The sequence below is a fragment of the Sulfurimonas sp. hsl 1-7 genome (assembly GCF_030577135.1).
Classification (GTDB): domain Bacteria; phylum Campylobacterota; class Campylobacteria; order Campylobacterales; family Sulfurimonadaceae; genus Sulfurimonas; species Sulfurimonas microaerophilus.
This window is the reverse complement of sequence record NZ_JAUIRR010000003.1, coordinates 188397-212505: the sequence shown is the minus strand read 5'-3', so window position 1 is coordinate 212505 and position 24109 is coordinate 188397. Positions and strand designations below refer to the sequence as shown.

Here is a 24109-nt window from a genome sequence, read left to right as displayed (position 1 = left end):
TATATTTAAAAGGTGGTTGCTTGAAACGATATTTACTTTTTGGTTTTTCTATATTTAGCTATCTTTTTTCAATAGCGACCTTGTCTCTTTTGATCTTGTGGGTCTATCCGTGGGGTTTTCTCCCTCACTATATAGATATCGGTATCGATTCATCTGTATGGTATGCAGTAATGTTTGATGTCGGATTGTTACTTCTGTTTGGATTGCAACACTCATTAATGGCGAGAGATTTTTTCAAAGAAAAGATTCTGGCAAAATTTCCTCACTCTTTTAAAACATCACTTTACGGGGTGGCTTCGGCAATCTGTCTGTTTTTACTCATCTATTTTTGGCACCCTATAGATATTTTAATATGGGATTTTAACGAAGGTTTTTTCTTTTGGTTTTTGACGGCTGTTTATTTGTTTGGATGGTTTTTTGCTTTCATATCTACCTTTTTGATCGATCATTTTGAGCTTTTCGGACTCCATCAGGGGTATAGGGTTTTTAAATCTATTCCCGAACCAGAGAGCTGTTTTCAAACAAAGTTTTTTTATAAATATGTCCGTCATCCAGTACAGCTTGGAACACTCATAGGGCTTTGGGCAACTCCGAGCATGAGTTACGGGCATCTTTTAATGAGTGTCGGCTTTACTGTTTATGCCGTCATAGGGCTTTATCTAGAAGAGAAAAGTTTAGTGAAAACCTTTGGAAATGAGTATAGGGATTACCAGAAAAAAGTACCTTTTTTGATCCCGTTTACAAAACCTCATAGTTAAATTTGTATACAATAACTAAATATAAGGAGTTACGATGAAAAAAATTATCTTAATGCTACTAGTGAGTGTTTCTTTCGCATTTGCAGAAGGTTTTACACTTCATAGCGATGAGTTTAGCGGACAGTTGAGTAATGCACAGGTTTTTAACGGTTTTGGATGTACGGGAAAAAATATTTCTCCGTCACTGAACTGGGAAAATGCCCCTAAAGGGACAAAAAGTTTTGCGATCATGATGTATGACAAGGATGCTCCAACAGGCAGCGGATGGTGGCACTGGATCGTTGTGGACATCCCTAAAGATCTAACAAGTTTAAAACAAAACAGCGGTAATGTAGCTTTAGACCTTATGCCAAAAGGTGCACTTCAAATAAAAACAGATTACGGTGTAAGCGGTTTTGGCGGTGCATGTCCACCTGTAGGTCACGGTTCTCATCAGTATGTAATTACGATATATGCTTTAGATGTAGACACACTGGGAGTTAAAGCAGATGCATCACCTGCGCTTGTGGGATATATGGTAAATGCACATACAATAGCAAAAGCTTCTGTTGTAGCATATTTCAGCCGTTAAAATAAAAAGGGGAGCTTATAGAGAAGTACTTATAATATTATGGAGTCGGCATGAACCCTGTAAAAGTAGTCAGAGAAAAAACAAAAAAATTAACCGATTTGCCAAATATCGGTACTTCAATTGCCAAAGAACTCGAATCTATCGGCATAAAAACTCCCGATGATCTTAAGGGAAAAGATCCTAAGAAGCTTTACGATCTTTTGTGTGAACAAAAAGCTTCCAGACAAGATCCGTGCGTACTCGATGTCTTTATGTCAATCACAGACTTTATGGAGGGTGCCGAGCCGAAAGTGTGGTGGGCATACACAGATAAGCGAAAAAAAAGATGGAAATTCTAATCTTTTAAACTTAGCAACAGGGGAGTAGTTTTCGTTTTTCATATCTCCTATAATACCGCTAGCTTTTAAAAAGAGGAGAGTCAATGACAACTCAGGAGAGTTACATACGCAGTGTATATAAAGTGGTTTTTTTCATTGAAAAAAATTACGCTGAAAACCTTACACTTGAAGAGTTGTCGACTGTCGCAGGGTTTTCAAAATATCATTTTCATAGAATTTTTAAATCTGTCATGGGTGAGAATGTAGGCGACTACATACGAAAAATTCGTCTGCAGAGTACAATTGTAAAATTTAAGATGGATAAAAACATTACTCAGATAGCTATGGAAAGCGGTTATGAAACTAACGCCTCTTTTTCAAAAGCGTTTAAAAAACGGTTTGGGTTTACTCCAAGGGAGTTTGCTAAAAAACTAGAGATAAAAAAAGGAGCGGTAATGGTAACACCAAAAATAGTTGAAACAGAACCTATAAATGTTCTTTTTGTGAGAGCAAGAGGCGAGTATATGAGTTCCGCAGACACAGCTTGGAAAAAGATGGTAGAGTATATAACAAAGCATAATCTTTTTTTAGATGTAGCAATAAGATACGGGATCTCTCATGACAATCCAAATGTGATCGAGGCTGAAAATTTACGCTATGACGCCTGCGTGGAGTTTAAAGAAAAATTACCGAATATTGAAGGCGAGATAGCACATAAGCAGATTGCAGGGGGAAAATATGCCGTATTTACGCATAAAGGAGCTTATGCAAAGCTTGGGGAGACTTTTGCAGAGATAGGGACATGGATTGTAACAAACGGCATAGCTTTACGCGATGAACCACAAGTACAAAAATATATGAACCTTGATCCAACAACTCTACAGGAAGAAGATCTTCGTACAGAGATCTATGTGCCAATAATTTAAGCATCTATTCATTTGTTCATATGTTAGAATAAAACATATTTCTCTATAAAGGGGAAAGGATGTTAGCAGAGAATATAAAAGCGATTTTATGCGATATCGGCGGGGTATTGTATGTCGGTAATGAGCCGATCGAGGGTGCCATTGAAGCCGTGAAAAGGATAAAACAGAACTATCCGATCCGTTTTCTTACAAATACGACACAAAAAACAGGTCCGCAGGTTGTAGAAAAACTGCGCGGACTTGGGTTTGAAATAGATACAGAAGATGTAATAACGGCACTCGATATGACGAAGATGTTTTTAGAAGAGCAAAAAAGCAATGCCGACTTTCTTCTTACCGACAACGTAATGGGATTTTTTGACTCACTGAAAAACTACGAGAAAAAATATGTAGTTGTCGGTGATGCGCAACACAACTTCAGCTATGAAAACCTCAATCATGCTTTTCGTACTTTGCTCAAAGGGGCAAAGCTTGTAGCTGTGGCAAACAATCGCTATTTTAAAGATAGTGATAATGAACTGAGTATGGATGCTGGGTGTTTTGTGAGTGCTTTGGAGTATGCCAGCGGGCAAAAAGCAGAGGTGTTAGGCAAGCCGTCCAAAGAGTTTTATGAACTTGCCTGCCAATCTTTAGGGGTAAATCCGTCTGAATGTATAATGATCGGCGATGACATCGAGGGTGATATACACGGTGCACAAAATGCGGGCTTGCAAGCAGCACTTGTGAGAACAGGTAAGTTTCATGAGTCTGATCTGCAAAAAGGTATAATTCCTGATCTGATTTTAGATTCGATAGCAAGTTTATAAAAGGATTGAGCAGAATGATTTTGTATATACACGGTTTTGGAAGCAGCGGGCAGGGCGGTAAGTCCAGATTGTTTAGAGAGTATTTTAGAAGTAAAGGTGAAAAGTTCTTAGCACCTTCACTTTCGTTTATCCCGGAACTTGCGATCTCAACTTTAGAGGAGATTATAGAGGTGTGCAAAGATGAGGAGATCACTTTAATGGGCTCATCGCTTGGCGGCTACTATACGATCTATCTGAGTGAAAAGTACAACCTCAAAGCAGTTCTCATCAACCCTTCGATCAAACCCTATGTAACACTTAAAAAAGTGCTGGGAAACAATGCAAGTTTTTATAACGGCAACTGTTCGTTTAGCTGGGACGAAGAGCAGGTTGAGAGTTTGAAAAAATTCAGCGTAGAGGTGAACAACAAAGAGAACTATTTTCTTCTGGCAAGAAAAGGGGATGAGGTGTTGGACTATAAAGAGGCTGAACAAAAACTCTCAGGAGCAAAGATGATCATCGAAGATGGCGGTGATCACGGCTTTTTAGATATTGACAGACATTTTGAAACTATTTTGGAGTTTATAAGAGAGTAGAGTTACCTACACTGGGTAAGTCCCTCTTTAAAGCAGTCGCTGTAACGTTTTGCTGTCTCTATCCTCTCTTTTGTTTGCGGGTGTGTTGAAATATACTCGCTAAAGTGCTCCTCTTTAAGACTTTGCATCCTTTTAGTAAGATAGCAGTTCATTCTCTTCATAATAGTAGCAAAGGCGATCGGATCGATGCGGTTTTTGAGCATCAGGTCAAAGGCAAAGCGATCGGCATCACTCTCATGTTCCCGTGAATACTGAAGATTTAGAAGCATTGAACCAAGCCCCACTCCCATATCCGCAAAACCGTTAAGATCACCCAAAGCAACCATTACGCTCACAGAGATAAAAGTACCCTCGATTAGCATCTTGAGCGAATCCCTGTGTACAATGTGTCCCACTTCATGATATATGATGGAATCAAGCTCCTCATCACTGCTGCACAGCTCAACAAATTTATCGGTAAGTATAATCTCACCGGAGGGTAGCGCCATCGCATTTGGAATAGAAAGGTTTCCATCTTGTAAAAGCCGGAAGTTGAGGTGATAGTTAAAGTGCTCTTTTTCTGGCAAATTCGGAAGCAGGTCGGTTTGGAAATGTTTACGAATATCTTCTTGCTGCGCTAATGAGATTTTTGAGGGTTTAAAAAGGTACTTATCAAGAGCATCCATCGTATGTTCACTTAAAACTTCGTTTGTTTTCAGCGGCAGGGCGTAAGCTATTTTCTCGCTAAAGTAGGGTATACCTTTATCTACAAATATATAAATACTTACGATAAGGATCACGATAGAGATTAATACCCAATGGAGATTCGATTCTAGTGAATGCAAAAGACGGTTTGCTCTTTTATGTTTTGTAAAAAGGGTATCTATAAGATCGTGTTGATCACAGGTAAATATGGAACCATCTTCAAGAGTGATTTTTCTTGTAATATTCCCCAGTCTGTCATCGAGTTTTAAGTGCTCAATCAGACCGCTGTAGTGCACTTTTTCATCTATAATGAGTGTGTAGTTTTCTGCATCTGTTTGTAAGATAGCGCTATGTTGCGTAGCGCTATCTTTTGCATACCAGTAACCATTTAGTTGCATCTTCCTAGAAACCTAAACCAACATCAATATCGAACGCATCACCTATCTGATCTCCGAGTGAAGATGTCTGTGTCTGGTTCTCTGAGATATATTTATCAAACCCTGTTGACGTGTCTACATAGGTATTAGCAAGTACTATTTTTGCGATTCTCACCTTTGCCCAAGGCGCTCCAAATCCTAACGTAAGAAGGATAAGAAAAAAGTTTGAAACCGTTACCCACATAAACGGTAAAGCTTTGAGTGTAGATGAAAAACCGATACTCTCATCAAAAAGAGTGTTCTTATAAATATATTCACGGTTTGCGGCAAATGAGTACGCCATCGTAGCAACCATTACAAGTATCATTCCTCCGTAAATGGCACCGATTAAAGCCACAATAACTCCGGAGTTTTGCGGATCACCGTTTTGTTTCATGCTTGCTGATATCTCCTGCATAGTCTCTACACCTATAAATGTTGCAGTAAATACACCTACAGCAAGAAAAAGAGCAATGGTAAGTGCGAGGCCTATACCCAGAGTTTTTGCAGTGATTTTCATAAACTCTTTGAGCTCAATAGTAGTGGAAAATTTTCCTTGTCCGTAACTCGCGTTATTTATGTAAAACTCCGAATTTCTTTTTTTCAAAAATGCGATTGCGTAGATCATAAAAAAGAAAATACCGACAAGTCCTATAAGACCAACAGCTATATGGAGTGCAAACAATAAACCAACTGCAAACATAACAAAGATAAAACCAATATAGAGCCCCATAGGGTAGAGTAAAAAGTTCAAATAAGCATCCGAGAAGTTTTTCTCAAAACTAAAACGGACGTTTGAGAAGCTTGTCATTTTGAGATTGAACATCATACTTTTAACGATCACCCAAGGGATCAAAACAAACAGACCAAGAAGAAATAAGGCTGCTGCAGGTGGAAAAAATTTGGTAAAGATGACGTAGATGATGAAGAGTACCAGTGCTATAAGGTAGCTGAAAAAGAGTTGTTTTCCTACTGCATGGTATTCGAAATTACGATCTCCTAAAACAGAATTTCCGTAAAAGTATCTGTTGCGTCTTACCTTTGCCCAAGGGTAGTAAAGCCCTAATGTCAGGACAATAAGTACAAGGTTTACTATCCATATTTTGAAGTACTCAAAGCCGCTTCCTTGAAATTTTAAGGGTTTCATATTGCTCTCCTAAAACATTTAAAGTTTTTGAGTGTAGCATAAAAATATTTAATTTTGTTTTTATTAATTATCTTTGGCAAGCAGTTTGGTTAAATTGAGTCTAAAAGTTGTCCCTTTATTGAGCTCACTTTCTATCTCGATCTCCATACCTAATTCTTGGGATAATTTATTGACAATATGCAGACCTATCCCTATCCCTCGTTCATGCTCTTTATAAAATCTGTCAAATATCTTATCCGGATTTTTTATCCCTTGCCCGGTGTCTTTGAAGGTTAAAACACCTTTTTCATAAGTGACAAATACCTCTCCGTTTTCTTTGTTGTATTTTGCAGCGTTTGAGAGGAGGTTGTCTACAATGCGCACAAAAGAGTCTTTATGGGTGTTGAGCTGTTGGGTTGTGAGTGAGGGATAAAAACGGATTGTCGAAAAATTGTTTTCGAGCATTGCTATTCTCTCCTCTACAACCTCTTTTAGGTCAAAAACCTCTTTTTGGCTAGAGTGACTTTTTAGGTATGCACGCAGATTTGCCTGCAGGTTCAAAATGTTTTGTACCGCATTTTCTATACGTGTAATCTTCTTTGACTCACCAAACTCGCTTTTTAACATAGAGGTGTTGAGTCTGAGTGTTGAGAGGGGTGTGTTAAAGTCATGGAGTATATCTTTTACAAACTCCTCTGTCAGTTTGAGAGCATCTCTTAGCGGTGCCAAAGTGTAAAAAGCAAAAAGAAGAGAGAGTAACAGTACTATGATCACTACGAAGAAAAACTCCAGTAAAAGTTTGTTTTTTAAATTTTCAAGTTCTTTTTCATATTTACTTTTTTGCAGATAAATTTTCAGAGCATTTTTTTGTGAACCGGGAATGAGGAAGTAGGAGCTGAGCTTATCATCCTCTTTGTGAAGTTTATAGAGCTGCTCCTCTTTGAGCGGTGCAAAATCGAATTGATATTTTGTGCATTGAAGATTAAAGCTGCACACCTTCATCTCAGACAAGATAGTTTCGTCAAGTACGGTGATATCTTTTTTGTATTCAAAGAAAAAAAGTGCGCCAAGGAGGGTTGTGATCGAGAGAAAAAAGAGTAAAAAACTTCTAATAAGTGCTTTGAGTTCAACTTTTTTCAACTATGTATCCCACCCCGCGAATATTTTTTATAGCTAAGCCCGTTGTTTGTTTGAGTTTGTTTAACGCTACCCGCAAAGCCGTATCGGACGGCTGTGTCAGTTGATCGAGCAGGATTGTTTTATCAATCACCGAGCCTATGTTGTGCATAAAGAGATCACATAATCTCTCCTGCACCTCACCTAGTTGTACAATTGTATCATCTTTGTAAAGTGTTTTCGTATCCGGGAAAAATTTTAAATTTTTGTACGAAATAGCTTTAGTGGTTTGTGCAAGTTTTGCTTTGACTCTTATGAGAAGCTCTTCTGGGAAAAACGGCTTTTTCAGATAATCATCCGCTCCAATCTCAAAAGCTTTCGAGATAGAGTTTAGATCAATCATTGCACTGATAAATATAGTCGGTGTAGTATCGTCTGCATTGCGTAAACTTTCTAGCAATTCAAGTCCGTTCATATCCGGGACATTGATATCGAAGACATAGAGTTCGTACTTGTTATCATAACTGGCATCGATTGCATCGTTGCCGTTATGAACAAGCTCAACACTGTATCCGTTCTCCTCAAGCAGTTCGGCAAGGGTAGATGCCAGTTCTCTGTCATCTTCAAGGAGCAGTATATTTTTTTTCATAATCTTTAGCCTAAAAAAAGTATCCCAGTTTTACAGCAAGATAGCTTTGACTCGCACTGTCGCTAATCCCGTAAGCATACGAAAAAGTTGAGAACCAGTTTTTGTCTATACTGTAGTATCCGTAGAGCGATGCAGTTTTAATATCTTCTGCACCCACATAGATACTGTCACTAATATTGTATGCACCGCTTAGGTATAACTTACTTGTAACATTATATCCAACACCGGCACTGTAACCATTTGTATCTTGGTATGTCACATTGAGTGTAGCATCACTGTAATCATCATCGTTGATCATTGTATATGTATAGCCGCCAAAAAGATTATATTTATCTATTTTGTAGCTGAAGTTAATACCTGCCATGTAGTCTGTGTTGTTATTGTTTAATGATGTATCGTAAGTCGGCAGTATAACCCCTGCTGAAAATCGGATCGTAAGTGGTGAAGTCGGTACTATCTGATAGGCTGCACCAATAAACGAATCGTTTAATCCACTCTCGCTATATCCGTCAGCTTGCGTTGTAAATAAAGATGTCGAAGCTTGGAATGAGAAATTTTTATAGTAGTAATCAGCTTGAAAAGTAGTTGCAAGAGTGTCTGTCTTATTTATAGTAGTATAGTCTGAGTTTGTATAGCTGAGTCCAACTATAACATCATAGTGGTAATCGGGAATAACGGAACTTTTACTACAACCGTTGATATCTACAAGATCTGTAAAAGGTGTATTTGGACATTTGTCTTTAGCATCACTTACCCCATCCATATCGGAATCAAGTGCATACAGGCCACTTGTTAAAAATAATAATAGAGATAATGAGAATATTTTTTTCAATTTTGCTCCTTTTGAGTAGGTCGCCCAAAGGCGACTCTGTTTGGTTGCATAGACTTAACGGCCACCCATCATATTTGTAGGATTACTTGTTGGCGTCATATTGTCCGGCATCTGTTGGCGGTACTGATTTCCGATACGGTTTTGATTCATGTTCTGAATTTTTAACATCTCCTGAGCTTGTTGCATCTGCATCTCTTGTTGTGCATCTGTTTGTTCTTCAGAGTTTGTACGCATTCTTTGTTGTAGTTGTGAGAGTGCTTCTTCTCTTTGTTCTTGATTCATGTTTGCAATACGTAACTTAAACTGGTTCATAAGTCTCACACGCTCTTGCTCAGGTGCTGTTTGAATCTCTGTAATTTGCTCATCAATCGTAGTAGTGTCATCTACTACAACATCTTCTGCAAAACTTAATGTTAAACCACCTAGCAAAGCTAGCGTTAATAGTGTCTTTTTCATTTGTGACTCCTTATTTTGATGGTGGTAGTATGACACAGATGTGTTAGCAAAGTGTTAGCAGATGCTCACTTTGTGTAACGAGTTTATCCTCTTGCGTCATTTTGTTTTAAAATTATCTGTTTTTGTTCTCTTTGTTACTCTTTATTGTTAGAATAGTTTCCATGAAGAGAGAAACGCTTGAGCAGAAGATAAAAATTACCAACGATATAATGTTTTACATCTATACAAATATTGATACAGATATAAACATGGATGAACTTGCAAAAAATTATGGAATCTCTAAGTTCTATATGCATAAAATTTTTAAAGAGGTGTTTGATCGAAACATCTATGAGACGATCAAGTCGATTCGTCTTCAAAAAGCTTCTAACCTTTTGCTTACAAACAGATACTCTACGATCTCTGAAGTAGCCAATGCGTGCGGATATTCCTCTCAAACTTCATTTATACGTGCTTTTAAAGAGCGTTTTTCAATGACGCCAAAAGTGTGGAGAAAAGGTGGATACCTGGAGTACTCCAATAAAATTGTCGATCACTCTTTAAAAATCAGAAATTCGATCATCACTTTGGATAATTTTGATCACCTTGAACCTCAAATAGTAAAGATGCCGGAGATGCAGGCATACTACATACGTCATCAAGGGTACAACGATGCAATCCGTCAGACCTGGCAGAAGATCCAAACATGGATCTATACAAACCAGCTTGAAGAACATCAACAGATAAGTCTGTTTCACGACAACCCTTCTATTACATCACTTGAAGATTGTCAGTATGTTGCTTGTGTAGTTGACAAGGAAAATAAAGTACTTGAAAACAACAGATTGCCTAAGTTTACTATAGCAAGCGGCGTCTATGCAAAGTTTACTTTAGAGGGTGCATGTGGTGATCTCCTGCGTTTTATTCAATGGCTCTACCTCGAATGGTTACCGAGAAATGAGTATGAGACAACTACAAAACCCCCTTATGCAATCTATAGACAAAATAAGTATCTTACAGAAGATGGAAACTTTGATCTAGACTTTTACCTCTCTATAAAATATTAGATTAAACTATAAAGTGTAATATTTCGTATCTATATATAATGGAAGCGAGATAGAAACATGAAGACGTACTATTATGTGCATACGGGTCATAGAATAGGGCTCGACAGATTCCGCAGAGCTGCTGCGGTTCTTAGCTGTTTAGATAGTGACATTACTCTTTTATGCAGTGATTTTAGAATAGCACAAGAAGCAAGAAATTTTGGAATAGATAAAGCCGTAGGGATCGATGTTGTCAGAAACATAGCAAACATTGCGCAAAAAGGTGACCAGCTGATACTCGATTCGGCAGAAGTCAACCCGATCATGCTTGAAGATATGAAGAATTTCTTCTCTAAACTCTATGTGATGAAAGCTGATGAGATAGTTATTGCTCAAAAATATTTTGAAGAAAAAGAGAAATCGGTAAAAATCTCTTACTTCTTCGGGGACGATGATTATGAAAAAGATTTGATGAATCAGTTAAGTTTCGTTAAAGATTTAAATCCCCATCTGCAACTTGGATACTACTACTTCTTAGATTACGAAGATGAATTGCAAGAAACTTTTAAAAACTGTTTCGAGTTTGATGAATATGATGAGATGATTATGCAAAGTGAGATCCTTATCACTGCTTCTCCACAAGCTGTACTAGAGTCTTTAGCTGCCGGAGGAAAGCCTGTATACATACAACGAGCTGATTATCCTGAGGATTTTAACGAGAAGTTTGAGGAGCTAAATATACCAATCGTAATAGGCTACGACAAAAATAAGTTAAATGAGATAATTCATCACATAAATGAGATAAATTATGGTAAAATCGCTTCCGATTGCAACAAGTTTGCAGGTTTTCTAAAAGAAAACTTAATTTTATAAATAATTAAAACTTATTTGGTATATAATAAGATTTGAAAATTCACAAGAAAGTGAGCGAAAATATGAAAGATAGTAGCCGTAGAGGTTTTATGGGAAAAGCATTCGGTGCTGTTGCGGGAGTTGGCGCTGTTGCATCGCTTTATGCAATGAAAAAAAGTTGGGATCCACTTCCGAGTGTAAAAGCAGCTGGTTTTACAACACTTGATATGTCAGCATACAAAGAAAATGAGCTAGTAACAGAGAAATGGCGTGGTAAGCCAATCTTCGTTTTAAAATATACGGCAGATATGTTGGCAAAACTAACAGAGAAACAAAAAGCTCGTAGCATTATGATCAATGGAGAGGGGTACTTAGTAAACCTAGGTCTTTGTACACACCTTGGTTGTATCCCAAGTTACAATCCAGATGATAAATCTTTCCTTTGTGCATGTCACGGTGGTACGTATGATTATTCAGGTGATGTTACAAAAGCTCCACCACCGCGTGGTCTTGATATTCCTCCATTTAAAGTAGAAGGTAACACACTTGTACTTGGTGAAGAAGGACCAGAGTATCAAAATATGAAAGCCAATGGCGTAACGCTGTAATTTAAGGGGAGAAAATGGCACATTTTACAAAAGCAAAAAGCCTACACGACTGGTTAAACCAACGTTTAGCAGTAGATGCTGTTCGTCGTGTAATGGCTACGGAATATTGGATTCCGAAAAATATTAACTTTTTATGGGCAATGGGTATGATCCTTGCGGTGACTTTTGGTTTACTGTTAGTATCTGGTATCTTCTTGCTTATGTATTATCAACCAAATGTTGCAACTGCATTTGACAGTGTAAACTACACTATCATGAACGAGGTTGAGTTTGGTTGGTTATGGAGACATGTACACGGTGTTGCTGCATCGGTAGTATTTTTAATCATCTATATCCACATGTTTACAGGTATCTACTACGGTTCTTACAAGAAGGGTCGTGAGATGATCTGGATCTCAGGTATGTTATTGTTCGTAACTTTCTCTGCTGAGGCGTTCTCAGGTTATATGCTTCCATGGGGACAAATGTCTTACTGGGCTGGTATGGTTATTACTAATCTTTTTGCAGGTGGTTCATTACATGCTGATGGTTTAGTTGAATGGATTCGTGGGGATTATGTACCTGCACAAGCGTTCTTAAACCGTTTCTTCATGTTACACGTACTTTTATTACCATTGGCAATTTTAGCTCTTATCGGTCTTCACTTTGCTGCGCTTCGTATCCCTCACGTTAACAACCAAGACGGTGAAGAACTTGATTTTGAAGCAGAAGCTGCAAAATATAAAGCTGGTGACAAAGCCGGTTCAAAAGTTATCGCGTTTGCTAACGACTTTATGTCTAAAGATATGATGGTAGTTGGAATTTACTTAGTATTTTTCTTTTACTTAGTGTTCTTCCATTATGACTTTGCTATGGACCCTGTAAACTTTGACCCTGCAGATGGATTAAAAACTCCGGCACACATCTACCCTGAGTGGTATTTCTTATGGTCATATGAGATTTTACGTCCGTTCCCGACAGATCCGGGTCTAATCGCGTTTGGTTTTGCACAGGTTATTTTCTTCTTATTACCGTTCTTAGACAGAAGTCCAAATGCTGTTCCTGCAAGTCGCAGAGGATTATTTAACATTTGGTTCTGGGTAATGCTTGTAGATATGATCGTTCTTACTGCAATGGGTAAACTACCGCCAGAAGGTATCTTTAGTACTATCGGTTTAGTTGCGGCAATCACATTTATTGTATTGTGGATAGCTTTACCGTTTATTACAAAAAAAGAGAAAGAGTTATAGGAGAATATGATGAAAGAACTTAAAATATTAGCAGTTGTAGTATTCTTTACTCTTGTAACTTACTACTTAGTTGAGCCGTTCGCACACTCTCAAATGCATAAGCATATCGAGAGTGAAGGGTTTGCATATGAAGATTTAGCAGATGTAAACTTAACGGATGCAAACGTAACAAACGGGCAAGAGCTTGTAATGGGTGCGGGTGCATGTCTTGGATGTCACTCTATGGAAGTAGCTGGTATGCCGGCACCTATGGATCCTGTAACTGCAGCTCAGAGTTATGGTGTAAACCCACCTGATTTATCAAATGCAGGTGCGGTATATGATGCTAAATTTCTTGCATCACTTATTAAAAATCCTGCTCATGCTTTAATTGTTGAGCATAAGTTTGATGCCGAAAAAGGTCAAATGCACCCAATGGTACCGTTTTATGGAGCTGGGGGTGATTTAGATAAAGAAGTAGCTGATATGGTTGCATATTTACAATCTGTGGCAGTGAAAAAAGAGGACTTGACTGCTGAGCAAGCATATGAATTAGCTTGTGGTAGATGTCATGCAAACCACTATGCAGGTTGGACACAAATGGGTAAAACTCCAGTGTTCAAAAAAGAGCAAGATGAGTTAAAATACAAAACTCAGGTACTTGACTACCAAGACAGCTTAAAAGCATATATGGGTAAATTACCACCGGATTTAAGTATCTATATCCGTTCACGTGGTGCACACTACATTGAAACATTTGTAGAAAACCCACAAAACTACCTAAAAGGTACTGCAATGCCACGTGTTGGTGTAAATGAACACGCAATGGAGAAAGTTATCGAGTATCTTGAAGACTCTGGAGATGCAAAACGTGTTGAAAGAGAAGAGGTTGGTAAAAACGTAATGATCTACATCATTATCTTTGCAATCTTCGCTATTCTTTGGAAAAAAGCTATCTGGAGAGACTTACATTAATCTAATAGCAAAATGAGCTAAGCTCATCTTGCTTCGCTTCGACCGCTCAGGTCACTGAAGCTTGCCCCTTTTTAGGGGCAGATTTTCTTCCTTCTTCATAATCCATTTTAAATTTTAAAATCGACTTTACATTCTGCAAGTTAGCTTTTGCTATAATGCGCGCATGAGATTTAGAGATCTAAAAAAACAGAAAAAAAATCAGCAAAACAAACAAGAGAAAAAGCAACTCAATTATGCAAAATACTCCGACAAGGTCAAAGCATTAATCGTTGATATGTTTATGATCTATGCACCTATACTTTACTTTATAGCATATGTTGTAATAGGTTCAAAAGAGGAATTCCAAGCTTCTCAGTTGGCACCTTTTATTGCCGTGTCGATCTACGGCGTGATCTATGCAGTACTTGTTGCTAAGTTTGGACAGACACCCGGGAAAAGAGCATATTTGATTAAAGTTGTTGATGATAAAACACATGAGAATATCTCTTTTTTTAGGGCTGTATGTAGATTTGTGATGTTTTTATTCTCTGCGACAATCCTTTTAGGATTATTAACTCCTTTTTATAGAAAAGATAGAAAAGCACTGCATGATATAGTGTGTGGTACAATCGAAATAGAAGTTAAGCAATAAATATATTATTTTAGGACAAAGTAAATGCTAGTAGATAGCTATGATAGAGTAGTTGATTATATCCGTGTATCGGTTACTGAAAGATGTAATTTCAGATGTAACTACTGTATGCCGGAAAAACCCTTTTCATGGGTGCCAAAAGAGAACCTTTTAACATTTGAAGAACTTTTTGAGTTCTTACGAGTTGCAATAGATGAGGGTGTAAAAAAGATCCGTATCACAGGTGGTGAACCACTTTTACGTGAGGATCTGGATAAATTCATTAAGATGATCTATGATTATAAACCTGATATCGATCTTGCTATGACAACAAACGCCTTTTTATTAAAAGGGGCTGCACAAAAACTTAAAGATGCAGGGCTCAAGCGCATCAATGTAAGTATTGATTCACTCAAACCTGAAGTGGCTCAAGAGATAGCACAAAAAGATGTACTGAAAAATGTGTTAGACGGTGTCGACGAAGCGTTAAAAGTAGGTTTGAAAGTAAAAGTAAATATGGTTCCTATGAAAGGGATCAACTCTGATGAGATTTTAGATTTGTTAGAGTATTGTAAAGACCGCAATATGACTATTCGTTTCATTGAATATATGGAAAATAAACATGCCCAAGAAGATATTCAAGGTTTAAAATCTCCAGAACTGTTGAGTATTATCAAAGAAAAATACAGTTTTGAAGATGAAGGGTTTGACGGTCATTCACCATCACACTACTATAAACTTGAAGATGGGTATGAGTTTGGAATCATCGAACCGTATGAAGATGACTTTTGTAAAAAGTGTAATCGTATCCGTTTAACTGCTGAAGGGCATTTGATCCCTTGCTTGTATTTTGATGAAGCGATGAGCATTGCAGAGTTTGTAAAGCGTGGCGATATTAAAGGTGCTGCACTCGTTCTTAAAGAGGTTGTGAAAAACAAACCTGAGAAAAACCGCTGGGGTGGAGAGGATGATGAAGTCTCAACTCGCGCATTTTATGAGACAGGTGGATAATGTTATACCTCGTTGAACATTTTTACTCCATCCAAGGGGAGGGTCGCTACCTTGGTACTCCTAGCCTTTTTTTCCGTTTTGGCGGATGCAATATGAAGTGTGAAGGGTTTGGATGTAAAGAGGTTGCCGAAGATGGTACAGAGGTATTAGGGTGTGACACTGTTTATGCCGTCAATAAAGAACATTTCTCCCATGCTTGGATCGCAATAGATTCGGCACAGCAACTTTTGAATATATTTGACCTTTATGATTTGCCTCAGGGTGTCGATGTAGTACTAACGGGCGGAGAGCCTTTGATCTATGCAAATGATGAAATTTTTGTAGAGTTTTTGGAAAAACTGGTAGCAAACAATCATCGTATTACATTTGAAACAAATGGGACGATAGCGGTTGATTTTGAAAAATATCCGGTTTACAAAAAGTGTGTATTTGCACTCTCTGTTAAGTTGGAAAACTCTGCTGAACCACTCTCTAAAAGGGTGCGTGGCGGTGTTATTAACTCAATTGCTACATATTCGAGAGATGCTTTTTTTAAGTTCTCTATCGATGAAGATTCGATCAATATGGCTTTGGATGATGAGATAGAGCAGATCATTGAACATGCTCCTCAAACAGATGTTTATTGTATGCCTTTGGGTGGAAATAAAGCAGATGTAGAGAAAAATACTCTTGCCTTAATTGAGTACTGCAAAAATAAAGGTTATAATTTTAGTGATAGGCTGCACATCCGTATCTGGGATGAAAATAAGGGTGTGTAGTTTTAACTGCTTTATCACTTTATTAAGAAGAGCAAATCCTCCTTTCGGTCTGAGTCCTCTTAATAAAGCGCTAAAGCATTGAATTTAGAAGGTGTAAAAGAATGATTATCCGTAAACTATTCAAATTTGAAAACGCACATATTGTTCGCGGATGTTCAAGTGTGAAATGTCGCAGTTCGGTACATGGACACTCTTATAAAGTTGAAGTTTTATTTGAATCAAACTATTTGGATAACGGACAAATGGTATATGATTTTGGTTTGATGAAACAAAACATAAAAGACCTTGTAGAGTCCTTTGACCACGCGATCACTTTATGGAGCGGCGATAATCCCGAGTATATAGCTGACATGAAAAAACACTCAGATCGTTGGGTAGAGCTTCCTCTTTCACCTTCAGCTGAACAGTTTTCCCGTATTATCTTTTTTCTTATAGATAAGTTGTTTGGATTAACCAAAACAAAAAATGGTGAAAAAGAGGTAAAACTTCATAGTGTGATCGTACACGAAACAGATACAGGATATGCACAGGCGTTTCGTGAAGATGCATACAATGAACAAATGGGTATAATAGAGCTAGAGAAGATTGTATTTTCGGATGCAGTAGTTGAAAGTTTTAACGATACTGCTTTATTTGAAAAATTAAAAAATGGTGTAGAGTTTATAAATCCGGAGTCTGTATAATGGAACAAATGTACGCGATGGGTGTCAACATCCACTCAATCGGAATTTTACTACTTATATTTGCAATTATTATGAACATCGTACTTTTATATCAAGCAGAAGATTCTGAAAAATATAAACGTTTACGATCAGTTTTTTTACTGCCGCTCAACTCGATGTTAGTAGCTGCTGCCATTTTTACAGGCACTATTATGATGGCTGCAAAACATCTTGATTTTACCCTTGAAAACATTCTTATGATAATCGTTGCAATCACTTTAATCGTCAAAGAGGTGAGACGCTCAAAAGCTCTAAAACACGTAGATGACGATGAATTTATCGACTTTGTAGTGTATAAACAATTTGCTTTTAAAATTATGTATTTTGAATTTTTTATCGTTGTTGCAATCTCAATATGGATGTGGTTTTTCTCATGATTTTTATATATGAAGAGAATGCGGGAAAAGAGCGTTTTACGATCAAGGGTGAGTTACACAAGTATCTTGTAAAAGTGCGCCGTCATAAAGAGGGTGATACACTTGGATTCAGGCGAAAAGAGGCTCCTGAAATGCTTTACATCTATAAAGTTGTTTCAGTTGACCCGCGCTCACTTGAAGTGGCATATCTCGGTGAAGAGATTAATGAAGTAAAAGCGAAAAAAGAGTTGCATATCGGATGGTGTGTAATCGATTCTAAATCAGTTGAGAAGGTACTTCCGAGTTTAAACGAGATTGGGGTGGAGAAGATCACTTTTATCTACTGTGATAGAAGCCAAAAAAACTTCAAGGCTGACTTTAACCGTTACGAAAGAATTATAGAAGCTTCCAATCAACAATGCGGCAGAAGTGATTTTATGGAGTTTGCAACGGCAAAAAATCTTCAAGAGTTTTTGAGTGAGAATCCAGATACGAAAGTGTTTGATTTTTGCGATAATGTTTTAGAAGACGATGCCGACTTTTCTACTGTACTTATCGGTTGTGAAGGTGGTTTTTCCAAAGAGGAGAGAGAGTTTTTAAGCACATATGAAGTGTTTAGACTCGATACTCCGTTAGTATTGCGTTCTGAGAGTGCGGCCCTGGCTGTTGCTTCAAAGATACTATTGTAATATTTTTGATTTTTTGGTATAATCCCATTTCCAAAAATCCGCCCCCATACGGATTTAAAAAATATATAACTGTTCGTACTTTGACGAATAGTAAAAGGCAAATTAGATGAAAAAAAATCTTCACCCAGAATTAGTTGACTGTACAGTTAGTTGTGCTTGTGGTAACAGCTTTGTTACAAAATCTCAAAAACCAGAGATGAGAATTGATATTTGTAATGAATGTCACCCATTCTTCACAGGTTCTGAGCGTAATGTAGATACTGCTGGTCGTATCGAAAAATTCAACGCAAAATACAAAAAATAATCAAGAAAATATCTTGTTAACACTTGTTCCAACTCCGATTGGAAACATTGGCGATATATCACTTAGAGCGATTGAAGCTTTAAGTGAAGCCGACATCCTTCTTTGCGAAGATACTCGCGTTACAAAAAAACTTATCCACATTTTAAAAGAGCGTTACAATACTCAGTTTGACAAAACACAGGAGTTTATCTCTTTACATTCCCACAATGAACAATCTTTTGTTGAAAAACTAGAACCATCTTTTTTTGAGCAAAATGTTGTCTATGTAAGTGATGCAGGGATGCCCGGCATTAGTGATCCTGGGCAGGTACTGGTAGATTACTGTATAAAAAACTCTGTTTCATATGACATACTGCCGGGAGCAAATGCAGTTCTTACTGCTTTTGTCGCGAGTGGATTTGTAGAGACACAGATGCTGTTTTTAGGTTTCTTAGACCATAAAGGTGCATCACGTGCAGCGGGTCTGAATGAAGCGCTTCATAACGGCTATACGACTATTTTATACGAATCACCTCACAGGATAGAGAAACTCCTAAAAGAGATCGCAGAGAGTGAGCCTGCGAGGGAGCTTTTTATAGCCAAAGAGCTGAGTAAAAAATTTCAAAGATATTTACGCGGAACGGCAAGTGAAATTTTAAAAACATTAGACGGAAATTTTAAAGGGGAGTGGGTTGTCGTAATCAAAGCGGGTGAAAAACAAAACAGCTCTGCAATTACCCAAAAAGATATCCTTGAATTAGACCTTCCAAAAAAAGTGCAGGCAAAACTTATAGCCAAAATTACAGGTGAAAATACAAAAGCCTGCTACCAAAGATTGATGCAAAGTTAATTAATTTCACTAGAACTCTTAAATATTAACACTAATTAAAAAAGTTTTGCTAAAATACCCCCATGTTAATTTATGCAAAACAACCAATATACTATCTTATCGATCATTATCCACACAAGATTAAGACACTTTATCTTGCACGTGAACTTGACAAAAAAGAGTATTCAAGACTTATGAAAATGGGATTCGAAATAAAAAGAATTCCGAACGAAGCTGCTGTAAAGATGAGCAAAAATGCAAATCATCAGGGCTTTTTGGCTGAAGTTGAAGACTACCAACTTCATGATTATAAAACATTCCTTGATAAAGATTTTATCGTTGTTTTAGCAGGACTTACCGATATCGGTAATATTGGTTCGATTATACGTAGTGCATATGCTCTAGGCGTTGATGCCATAGTTGCTTGCGGAGTAAAAAAACTACCGATTGAACCTATATTACGTACTAGTACGGGGGCGTTAGTTGATATCCCTTTTGCAATCGAGCATAATATTCATAATGTACTCAATGATCTAAAAATGTCCGGTTTCAGTACTTATGGTGCAGATATGGGTGGTATTGACATTCGTGATGCTAAGATCACTAAAAAAAGAGTATTGGTATTAGGGAGTGAGGGGGAAGGTCTCAGCGGCAGAGTTTCTTCAAAACTTGATAATGTTGTGAGTATTAAGATGTCACACGATTTTGATTCTTTAAATGTGAGTGTGGCAGGTGCTATTTTAATGGATAGGATGAGATATGAATGAAGGTTTAGCAAAACTACGTGCGATAGGTGCCCAAGCGATTTATGAAAAAACCCATATTCCGGCAGGACATGTTCAAGCTATTTTACATGAGAGTTATGACGGTCTTAATAAAATACAATTTACAGGTTTTATATCAATATTAGAACGTGAGTACAATCTTGATCTGAACTCTGTGAAATTAAAAGGGATAGCTTACTTTGAAGGTGAGAGAGAGGTAAGCGAAGATGATAGTATCTTCGTGCAGATACAGCCTAAAAAAAGTCATAAAGCACTCTATATTATTATTGCTGTTGTAGTTTTTCTAGTATTTTTATTTACATTCTACGCTGATTCAAAAGAGATGGCAAAACCTGTTGTTAATGAGAATGAAATTATCCAAAAAGTTAAAGAGAAAGTTGTTGAAGAGGTAAACAATTCAGACGTTCAGGAAAACAATGACAGTGTCGTAGAAACAAATACAACTGCACAGGAGATAAACCTTCAAGAAGAAGTTGTTCCTCAAGAAGAGGTTGTTGAAAAATCGTTTGTAATTAAGACACAGAGAAAACTTTGGATAGGCTACATCGAACTTGATACAAATAAAAAGCATCAAACTGTTTTCAAAAAAGAGTTTAGTCTTGATCCTGCTACAGATTGGTTGATCACTCTTGGACACGGCTATGTTGATTTTGAGATCAATGGAAAAGAGTATAGTTATAAATCTGAGAAAGGCCTCAAGTTTGTTTATAAAGACGGAGATTTTAAACCTATAACTCTTGAAGAGTTTAAAAGATTTAACAGAGGATATGTATGGTAAAAAATCTTCTTTTAGTTTTTCTTTTTCTAGGTAATTTATATGCCCAAGAGGCGGGTGATAAAACTATCGCTACTCCTGCAGAACTTTTAAGTGCAAAAATACAAGGGTTTGTATCTGAGGCGACGTATAAACAAAACCTAGACTTTATCAATGCCGTATTTGACCCAAAAAGTGCTTATTTTAAAAATGACAGGGTTGATTCGGTAAAAGTGATTCAGACACTGCAAGATAACGGTTTATTAAACCTGTTTTTCGAGACTCCCCAAGAGATAAGACTCAACTTTAGAACAAACGGTTCACCGATCTTTTTTGTAAAGATTATCGGCGATACTTTAAGCTCTTTAGGCTACTACAAATATGTTACTGTAGCTTCTACAAGAGATGCTTCGGAGTTTATTTGGAGTATAAATCTAACATCTGAATATGCAACTGATCCTTTACTATTGCAAAAAGAATTAAAGAAAAAACTATGCGAGATTGTAGATATTCAAAGAGACAATGCAAAAGAGTGGTCTTATCTTATAGATATTTCACATGCTAAATTAAATGTAGAACAATTAGAAAACGGGAAACAAACAGTTCGCAAACGTTCATTATATGAACATTGGTTTGATGTTTCAAAGATTAAAACATTAGACGTACAAAGTAGTTCAAGAAACCACTGGTACCCGTATATTGCGTATTATGACAGCTCTTTACACCTTTTAAAAGTGATCAAAAAAGAGACAATATATAAGGGACTTTATTTAGAAATTCCTAAAAATGCAAACTATATGAAAATCTCAGATCTTTATACTTTGAAAAATATCAAAGACGAATTGATCTTTTACCCAAAAGGCTCAAGATAATTCTAAACAAATTTTGCTAAAATATCGTCAATATTTTTAGAGGGCATTAAAATGTTTGACGAGTTTAAATTTAATAGAGTTGAAAGACTTCCTAAGTATGTGTTTGCTGAGGTAAACGAGATAAAAATGGCAGAGCGCCGTGCAGGAAAAGATGTAATTGACTTTTCTATGGGAAACCCCGACGGTGACACGCCTGAACACATCCGTGAAAAGCTGGTAGAATCAGCCCAAAAAACTAAAACACACGGATACTCTACATCAAAAGGTATTCCTAAACTACTTCAAGCTATTGCAGACTGGTATGAAAGAAGATACGACTGTAAACTTGACCCTGAGACTGAATGTGTAGCTACAATGGGTTCAAAAGAGGGATATGCTCACCTAACGTATGCGATTACAAATCCAGGTGACGTAGCAGTTGTTCCGGACCCTACATATCCTATCCATGAATATTCTTTTATTTTAGCGGGTGGAAATGTTATTAAATTCGGAATTGAATTTGACAAACACTATCGTCTTGATGAGGACAAATTTTTTGAGAACTTAGAGAAAGTTTTCAAAGAGAGTTCTCCAAAACCAAAATATGTGCTTGTAAACTTCCCGCATAATCCGACTACTGCAACAGTTACACAGGAGTTTTATGCAAGACTTGTAGCTATGGCAAAAGAGAAAAGATTTTACGTAATCTCTGATATCGCATATGGTGATATCACTTTTGACGGTTATAAAACACCATCAATTATGAGTGTACCGGGTGCAAAAGATGTAGCGGTTGAATCTTTCACACTAAGTAAATCATACAATATGGCTGGATGGCGTGTAGGTTTCTTTGTAGGAAATAAAAAACTTATCGGTGCACTGCAAAAAATTAAATCGTGGTTAGACTACGGTATGTTTACACCTATTCAGGTGGCGGCAACCGTAGCACTAAACGGTGATCAGCAATGTGTAAGAGATATCACTGAAAAATATAATCACCGTCAAGAGGTGCTTATAGAAGCGTTTGAGCGTTCAGGATGGCATATAGAGAAAAATGAAGCGAGTATGTTCAGCTGGGCAAAAATTCCGGATTGTGCTGCACATTTAGGCTCTTTAGAATTCTCAAAACGTTTACTTGTTGAAGCAGGTGTAGCGGTAGCTCCGGGAATCGGTTTTGGAGAGTACGGTGAAGGGTATGTTCGTATCGCACTTATCGAAAATGACAACCGTATTCGCCAAGCAGCAAGAAATATCAAAGAGTTTTTAAAACAGTTTGATGGATGTAAGGATAATAAGTGATCAAAGTCGGAATCATAGGTGTTGGAACTGTAGGAACTAGTGTAGCGAATATCTTAAAGGACAATGCAGATGTGATTTCAGCTCGTGCAGGGCATGACATTGTTGTAAAAAGCGGTGTTGTTAAAAATCTTGCTAAAGACAGAGGTTTAGATATTATCTTGACTGATAACGTTGATGATGTCCTTAATGATGATGAGATTGACGTTGTAGTAGAGCTTATGGGCGGCGTTGAAGAGCCGTTTGAAGTTGTAAAACGCGCACTAAAATCGGGTAAAGCGGTTGTAACTGCAAATAAAGCTCTTTTAGCTTACCACAGATATGAACTTCAAGAGATAGCACAAGATTTAGCGTTTGAGTATGAAGCGAGTGTAGCGGGTGGTATTCCAATCATTAATGCGCTTCGTGACGGTCTTTCTGCAAATCACATAGAATCTATGATGGGTATCATGAACGGTACTTGTAATTATATGATGACAAAGATGACGAACGAGGGTGTTGACTATGATGCAATCCTTAAAGAGTCACAAGAGTTAGGGTATGCTGAAGCTGATCCGAGTTTTGATGTAGGCGGGTATGATGCTGCACACAAGCTTCTTATTTTAGCTTCAATTGCGTATGGAATCGATGCAAAACCAGAGGATATCTTGATCGAGGGTATCGAGAATGTTACTCAAGATGATATCTCTTTTGCTAAAGAGTTCGGGTATGCGATCAAGCTTCTTGGAATTGCTAAAAAAACAGGAAGTGAAGTTGAACTTCGTGTACATGCATGTCTGATCAAAAAAGATGAGATGATTGCAAAAATCGACGGTGTAATGAACGGTATCTCTGTTGTAGGAGATAAAGTTGGTGAGACACTTTACTACGGACCGGGAGCTGGCGGTGATGCTACAGCTTCAGCGGTAGTTGCAAATATTATTGATATTGCAAGAAGCGGGAAATCACGTCCAATGCTTGGATTTGACCGTCCTATGGAAGGTAAAGCACTTACTCTTAAATCTGTAGAGCAGATCGAGTCAAAATATTATCTTCGTATAAACGTAAGTGACAAAGCAGGTGTACTTGCACGTGTTACAAAACTGTTTGAAGATAACAATATCTCAATTGAGACTATTCTACAGCGCCCTGCAGATAACATCTCTGCAAACCTACTTATCTCAACGCATATTGCTGTTGAAAAAGATGTGCAAAAAATGATCAAAGATCTTGAAGCACAAGAGTTTGTACATGTAAAACCTGTAATGATCAGGATAGTATAATTT

At 37.4% G+C, this 24109-nt stretch carries 30 protein-coding genes; 24 read left to right on the top strand and 6 right to left on the bottom strand.

What is annotated here, in order from left to right; all coding sequences use genetic code 11:
* Positions 1-20: 20 nt before the first annotated feature.
* The 6 genes from QWY88_RS07585 (at position 21) to QWY88_RS07560 (ending at position 3953) form a co-directional block, all read left to right on the top strand.
* On the top strand, positions 21-758 hold the full coding sequence (locus QWY88_RS07585; RefSeq protein WP_304545742.1) for a methyltransferase family protein: 738 nt from the start codon (positions 21-23) through the stop codon (positions 756-758).
* A gap of 34 nt (positions 759-792) precedes the next feature.
* Positions 793-1329, top strand: a complete 537-nt coding sequence (locus QWY88_RS07580; RefSeq protein ID WP_304545740.1) for a YbhB/YbcL family Raf kinase inhibitor-like protein — start codon at positions 793-795, stop codon at positions 1327-1329.
* A 50-nt stretch (positions 1330-1379) separates the two neighbouring features.
* Positions 1380-1667 carry a helix-hairpin-helix domain-containing protein gene (locus QWY88_RS07575; protein WP_304545738.1) on the top strand — a complete coding sequence of 96 codons (288 nt, stop codon included), beginning with the start codon at positions 1380-1382 and terminating at the stop codon, positions 1665-1667.
* Between the two features lie 83 nt (positions 1668-1750).
* Positions 1751-2572 (top strand): AraC family transcriptional regulator, encoded by an 822-nt coding sequence (locus tag QWY88_RS07570; protein WP_304545736.1) that lies wholly within the window; start codon positions 1751-1753, stop codon positions 2570-2572.
* Positions 2573-2631: 59 nt separating this feature from the next.
* Positions 2632-3378, top strand: a complete 747-nt coding sequence (locus QWY88_RS07565) for a TIGR01458 family HAD-type hydrolase (protein WP_304545734.1) — start codon at positions 2632-2634, stop codon at positions 3376-3378.
* A gap of 14 nt (positions 3379-3392) precedes the next feature.
* Entirely contained in the window at positions 3393-3953 is a 561-nt protein-coding gene (locus tag QWY88_RS07560; protein ID WP_304545732.1) for a YqiA/YcfP family alpha/beta fold hydrolase, read from the top strand.
* Between the two features lie 2 nt (positions 3954-3955).
* Here QWY88_RS07560 and QWY88_RS07555 read toward each other — a convergent pair whose 3' ends face one another.
* From QWY88_RS07555 to QWY88_RS07530, 6 genes are all read right to left on the bottom strand, one after another.
* Positions 3956-5035: a M48 family metallopeptidase gene (locus QWY88_RS07555; RefSeq protein ID WP_304545730.1), complete on the bottom strand. Its 1080-nt coding sequence runs from the start codon at positions 5033-5035 to the stop codon at positions 3956-3958.
* A gap of 4 nt (positions 5036-5039) precedes the next feature.
* Complete coding sequence (locus QWY88_RS07550; protein ID WP_304545728.1) at positions 5040-6200, bottom strand: YjgN family protein; 1161 nt, start codon at positions 6198-6200, stop codon at positions 5040-5042.
* Positions 6201-6263: 63 nt separating this feature from the next.
* The gene (locus QWY88_RS07545; protein WP_304545727.1) at positions 6264-7319 is read right to left on the bottom strand and encodes a sensor histidine kinase; all 1056 of its coding nucleotides are present in this window, start codon (positions 7317-7319) and stop codon (positions 6264-6266) included.
* Positions 7306-7944, bottom strand: a complete 639-nt coding sequence (locus QWY88_RS07540) for a response regulator transcription factor (protein ID WP_304545724.1) — start codon at positions 7942-7944, stop codon at positions 7306-7308. Before QWY88_RS07540 ends, QWY88_RS07545 begins: the two co-directional genes overlap by 14 nt.
* 10 nt (positions 7945-7954) lie before the next feature.
* The gene (locus QWY88_RS07535; RefSeq protein ID WP_304545722.1) at positions 7955-8776 is read right to left on the bottom strand and encodes a porin family protein; all 822 of its coding nucleotides are present in this window, start codon (positions 8774-8776) and stop codon (positions 7955-7957) included.
* A 54-nt stretch (positions 8777-8830) separates the two neighbouring features.
* Complete coding sequence (locus QWY88_RS07530) at positions 8831-9232, bottom strand: hypothetical protein (protein WP_304545720.1); 402 nt, start codon at positions 9230-9232, stop codon at positions 8831-8833.
* A 161-nt stretch (positions 9233-9393) separates the two neighbouring features.
* Here QWY88_RS07530 and QWY88_RS07525 point away from each other — a divergent pair, with 161 nt between their 5' ends.
* From QWY88_RS07525 to QWY88_RS07440, 18 genes are all read left to right on the top strand, one after another.
* Positions 9394-10278: an AraC family transcriptional regulator gene (locus QWY88_RS07525; RefSeq protein ID WP_304545718.1), complete on the top strand. Its 885-nt coding sequence runs from the start codon at positions 9394-9396 to the stop codon at positions 10276-10278.
* A 57-nt stretch (positions 10279-10335) separates the two neighbouring features.
* Positions 10336-11130: a hypothetical protein gene (locus QWY88_RS07520; RefSeq protein WP_304545716.1), complete on the top strand. Its 795-nt coding sequence runs from the start codon at positions 10336-10338 to the stop codon at positions 11128-11130.
* Positions 11131-11192: 62 nt separating this feature from the next.
* Entirely contained in the window at positions 11193-11717 is a 525-nt protein-coding gene (gene petA / locus QWY88_RS07515) for a ubiquinol-cytochrome c reductase iron-sulfur subunit (protein WP_304545714.1), read from the top strand.
* Positions 11718-11731: 14 nt separating this feature from the next.
* Entirely contained in the window at positions 11732-12946 is a 1215-nt protein-coding gene (locus tag QWY88_RS07510; RefSeq protein ID WP_304545712.1) for a cytochrome b, read from the top strand.
* A 9-nt stretch (positions 12947-12955) separates the two neighbouring features.
* On the top strand, positions 12956-13900 hold the full coding sequence (locus QWY88_RS07505; protein WP_304545710.1) for a c-type cytochrome: 945 nt from the start codon (positions 12956-12958) through the stop codon (positions 13898-13900).
* A 163-nt stretch (positions 13901-14063) separates the two neighbouring features.
* Positions 14064-14531, top strand: coding sequence for an RDD family protein (locus tag QWY88_RS07500; RefSeq protein WP_304545709.1), 468 nt, complete (start codon positions 14064-14066; stop codon positions 14529-14531).
* A 24-nt stretch (positions 14532-14555) separates the two neighbouring features.
* Positions 14556-15521, top strand: coding sequence for a GTP 3',8-cyclase MoaA (gene moaA / locus QWY88_RS07495; protein WP_304545706.1), 966 nt, complete (start codon positions 14556-14558; stop codon positions 15519-15521).
* Positions 15521-16279: a 7-carboxy-7-deazaguanine synthase QueE gene (locus tag QWY88_RS07490; RefSeq protein ID WP_304545704.1), complete on the top strand. Its 759-nt coding sequence runs from the start codon at positions 15521-15523 to the stop codon at positions 16277-16279. Before moaA ends, QWY88_RS07490 begins: the two co-directional genes overlap by 1 nt.
* A 101-nt stretch (positions 16280-16380) precedes the next feature.
* Positions 16381-16962: a 6-pyruvoyl trahydropterin synthase family protein gene (locus QWY88_RS07485; protein WP_304545702.1), complete on the top strand. Its 582-nt coding sequence runs from the start codon at positions 16381-16383 to the stop codon at positions 16960-16962.
* The gene (locus tag QWY88_RS07480; RefSeq protein WP_304545700.1) at positions 16962-17378 is read left to right on the top strand and encodes a hypothetical protein; all 417 of its coding nucleotides are present in this window, start codon (positions 16962-16964) and stop codon (positions 17376-17378) included. The genes QWY88_RS07485 and QWY88_RS07480 overlap by 1 nt, the downstream gene beginning before the upstream one ends.
* Positions 17375-18046: a 16S rRNA (uracil(1498)-N(3))-methyltransferase gene (locus tag QWY88_RS07475; RefSeq protein ID WP_304545698.1), complete on the top strand. Its 672-nt coding sequence runs from the start codon at positions 17375-17377 to the stop codon at positions 18044-18046. The genes QWY88_RS07480 and QWY88_RS07475 overlap by 4 nt, the downstream gene beginning before the upstream one ends.
* A gap of 106 nt (positions 18047-18152) precedes the next feature.
* Positions 18153-18350: a 50S ribosomal protein L31 gene (gene rpmE, locus QWY88_RS07470; protein ID WP_304545696.1), complete on the top strand. Its 198-nt coding sequence runs from the start codon at positions 18153-18155 to the stop codon at positions 18348-18350.
* 13 nt (positions 18351-18363) lie between these two features.
* A complete protein-coding gene (rsmI, locus tag QWY88_RS07465) occupies positions 18364-19179 on the top strand; it encodes a 16S rRNA (cytidine(1402)-2'-O)-methyltransferase (protein ID WP_304545694.1) in 816 nt (271 codons plus the stop codon).
* 62 nt (positions 19180-19241) lie between these two features.
* Positions 19242-19925: a 23S rRNA (guanosine(2251)-2'-O)-methyltransferase RlmB gene (rlmB, locus tag QWY88_RS07460; protein WP_304545692.1), complete on the top strand. Its 684-nt coding sequence runs from the start codon at positions 19242-19244 to the stop codon at positions 19923-19925.
* A complete protein-coding gene (locus tag QWY88_RS07455) occupies positions 19918-20721 on the top strand; it encodes a hypothetical protein (protein WP_304545690.1) in 804 nt (267 codons plus the stop codon). The genes rlmB and QWY88_RS07455 overlap by 8 nt, the downstream gene beginning before the upstream one ends.
* On the top strand, positions 20715-21569 hold the full coding sequence (locus QWY88_RS07450) for a hypothetical protein (protein ID WP_304545688.1): 855 nt from the start codon (positions 20715-20717) through the stop codon (positions 21567-21569). The genes QWY88_RS07455 and QWY88_RS07450 overlap by 7 nt, the downstream gene beginning before the upstream one ends.
* A 51-nt stretch (positions 21570-21620) precedes the next feature.
* Positions 21621-22847, top strand: a complete 1227-nt coding sequence (locus QWY88_RS07445) for an LL-diaminopimelate aminotransferase (RefSeq protein WP_304545686.1) — start codon at positions 21621-21623, stop codon at positions 22845-22847.
* Positions 22844-24106, top strand: a complete 1263-nt coding sequence (locus tag QWY88_RS07440; RefSeq protein WP_304545684.1) for a homoserine dehydrogenase — start codon at positions 22844-22846, stop codon at positions 24104-24106. The genes QWY88_RS07445 and QWY88_RS07440 overlap by 4 nt, the downstream gene beginning before the upstream one ends.
* Positions 24107-24109: the final 3 nt, after the last annotated feature.

Excerpts from the sequence above, each read along its gene's own strand:
- QWY88_RS07475 (WP_304545698.1), top strand. The coding sequence starts at position 17,375 with ATGATTTTTATATATGAAGAGAATGCGGGAAAAGAGCGTTTTACGATC.
- QWY88_RS07550 (WP_304545728.1), bottom strand. The coding sequence starts at position 6,200 with ATGAAACCCTTAAAATTTCAAGGAAGCGGCTTTGAGTACTTCAAAATA.
- QWY88_RS07455 (WP_304545690.1), top strand. The coding sequence starts at position 19,918 with ATGAATGAAGGTTTAGCAAAACTACGTGCGATAGGTGCCCAAGCGATT.
- QWY88_RS07555 (WP_304545730.1), bottom strand. The coding sequence starts at position 5,035 with ATGCAACTAAATGGTTACTGGTATGCAAAAGATAGCGCTACGCAACAT.
- QWY88_RS07500 (WP_304545709.1), top strand. The coding sequence starts at position 14,064 with ATGAGATTTAGAGATCTAAAAAAACAGAAAAAAAATCAGCAAAACAAA.
- QWY88_RS07540 (WP_304545724.1), bottom strand. The coding sequence starts at position 7,944 with ATGAAAAAAAATATACTGCTCCTTGAAGATGACAGAGAACTGGCATCT.
- QWY88_RS07520 (WP_304545716.1), top strand. The coding sequence starts at position 10,336 with ATGAAGACGTACTATTATGTGCATACGGGTCATAGAATAGGGCTCGAC.
- QWY88_RS07505 (WP_304545710.1), top strand. The coding sequence starts at position 12,956 with ATGAAAGAACTTAAAATATTAGCAGTTGTAGTATTCTTTACTCTTGTA.
- QWY88_RS07530 (WP_304545720.1), bottom strand. The coding sequence starts at position 9,232 with ATGAAAAAGACACTATTAACGCTAGCTTTGCTAGGTGGTTTAACATTA.
- QWY88_RS07570 (WP_304545736.1), top strand. The coding sequence starts at position 1,751 with ATGACAACTCAGGAGAGTTACATACGCAGTGTATATAAAGTGGTTTTT.
- petA (WP_304545714.1), top strand. The coding sequence starts at position 11,193 with ATGAAAGATAGTAGCCGTAGAGGTTTTATGGGAAAAGCATTCGGTGCT.
- moaA (WP_304545706.1), top strand. The coding sequence starts at position 14,556 with ATGCTAGTAGATAGCTATGATAGAGTAGTTGATTATATCCGTGTATCG.
- QWY88_RS07480 (WP_304545700.1), top strand. The coding sequence starts at position 16,962 with ATGGAACAAATGTACGCGATGGGTGTCAACATCCACTCAATCGGAATT.
- QWY88_RS07560 (WP_304545732.1), top strand. The coding sequence starts at position 3,393 with ATGATTTTGTATATACACGGTTTTGGAAGCAGCGGGCAGGGCGGTAAG.
- QWY88_RS07445 (WP_304545686.1), top strand. The coding sequence starts at position 21,621 with ATGTTTGACGAGTTTAAATTTAATAGAGTTGAAAGACTTCCTAAGTAT.
- QWY88_RS07525 (WP_304545718.1), top strand. The coding sequence starts at position 9,394 with ATGAAGAGAGAAACGCTTGAGCAGAAGATAAAAATTACCAACGATATA.
- QWY88_RS07580 (WP_304545740.1), top strand. The coding sequence starts at position 793 with ATGAAAAAAATTATCTTAATGCTACTAGTGAGTGTTTCTTTCGCATTT.
- QWY88_RS07485 (WP_304545702.1), top strand. The coding sequence starts at position 16,381 with ATGATTATCCGTAAACTATTCAAATTTGAAAACGCACATATTGTTCGC.
- QWY88_RS07490 (WP_304545704.1), top strand. The coding sequence starts at position 15,521 with ATGTTATACCTCGTTGAACATTTTTACTCCATCCAAGGGGAGGGTCGC.
- QWY88_RS07565 (WP_304545734.1), top strand. The coding sequence starts at position 2,632 with ATGTTAGCAGAGAATATAAAAGCGATTTTATGCGATATCGGCGGGGTA.
- QWY88_RS07575 (WP_304545738.1), top strand. The coding sequence starts at position 1,380 with ATGAACCCTGTAAAAGTAGTCAGAGAAAAAACAAAAAAATTAACCGAT.
- rlmB (WP_304545692.1), top strand. The coding sequence starts at position 19,242 with ATGTTAATTTATGCAAAACAACCAATATACTATCTTATCGATCATTAT.
- rpmE (WP_304545696.1), top strand. The coding sequence starts at position 18,153 with ATGAAAAAAAATCTTCACCCAGAATTAGTTGACTGTACAGTTAGTTGT.
- QWY88_RS07450 (WP_304545688.1), top strand. The coding sequence starts at position 20,715 with ATGGTAAAAAATCTTCTTTTAGTTTTTCTTTTTCTAGGTAATTTATAT.
- QWY88_RS07510 (WP_304545712.1), top strand. The coding sequence starts at position 11,732 with ATGGCACATTTTACAAAAGCAAAAAGCCTACACGACTGGTTAAACCAA.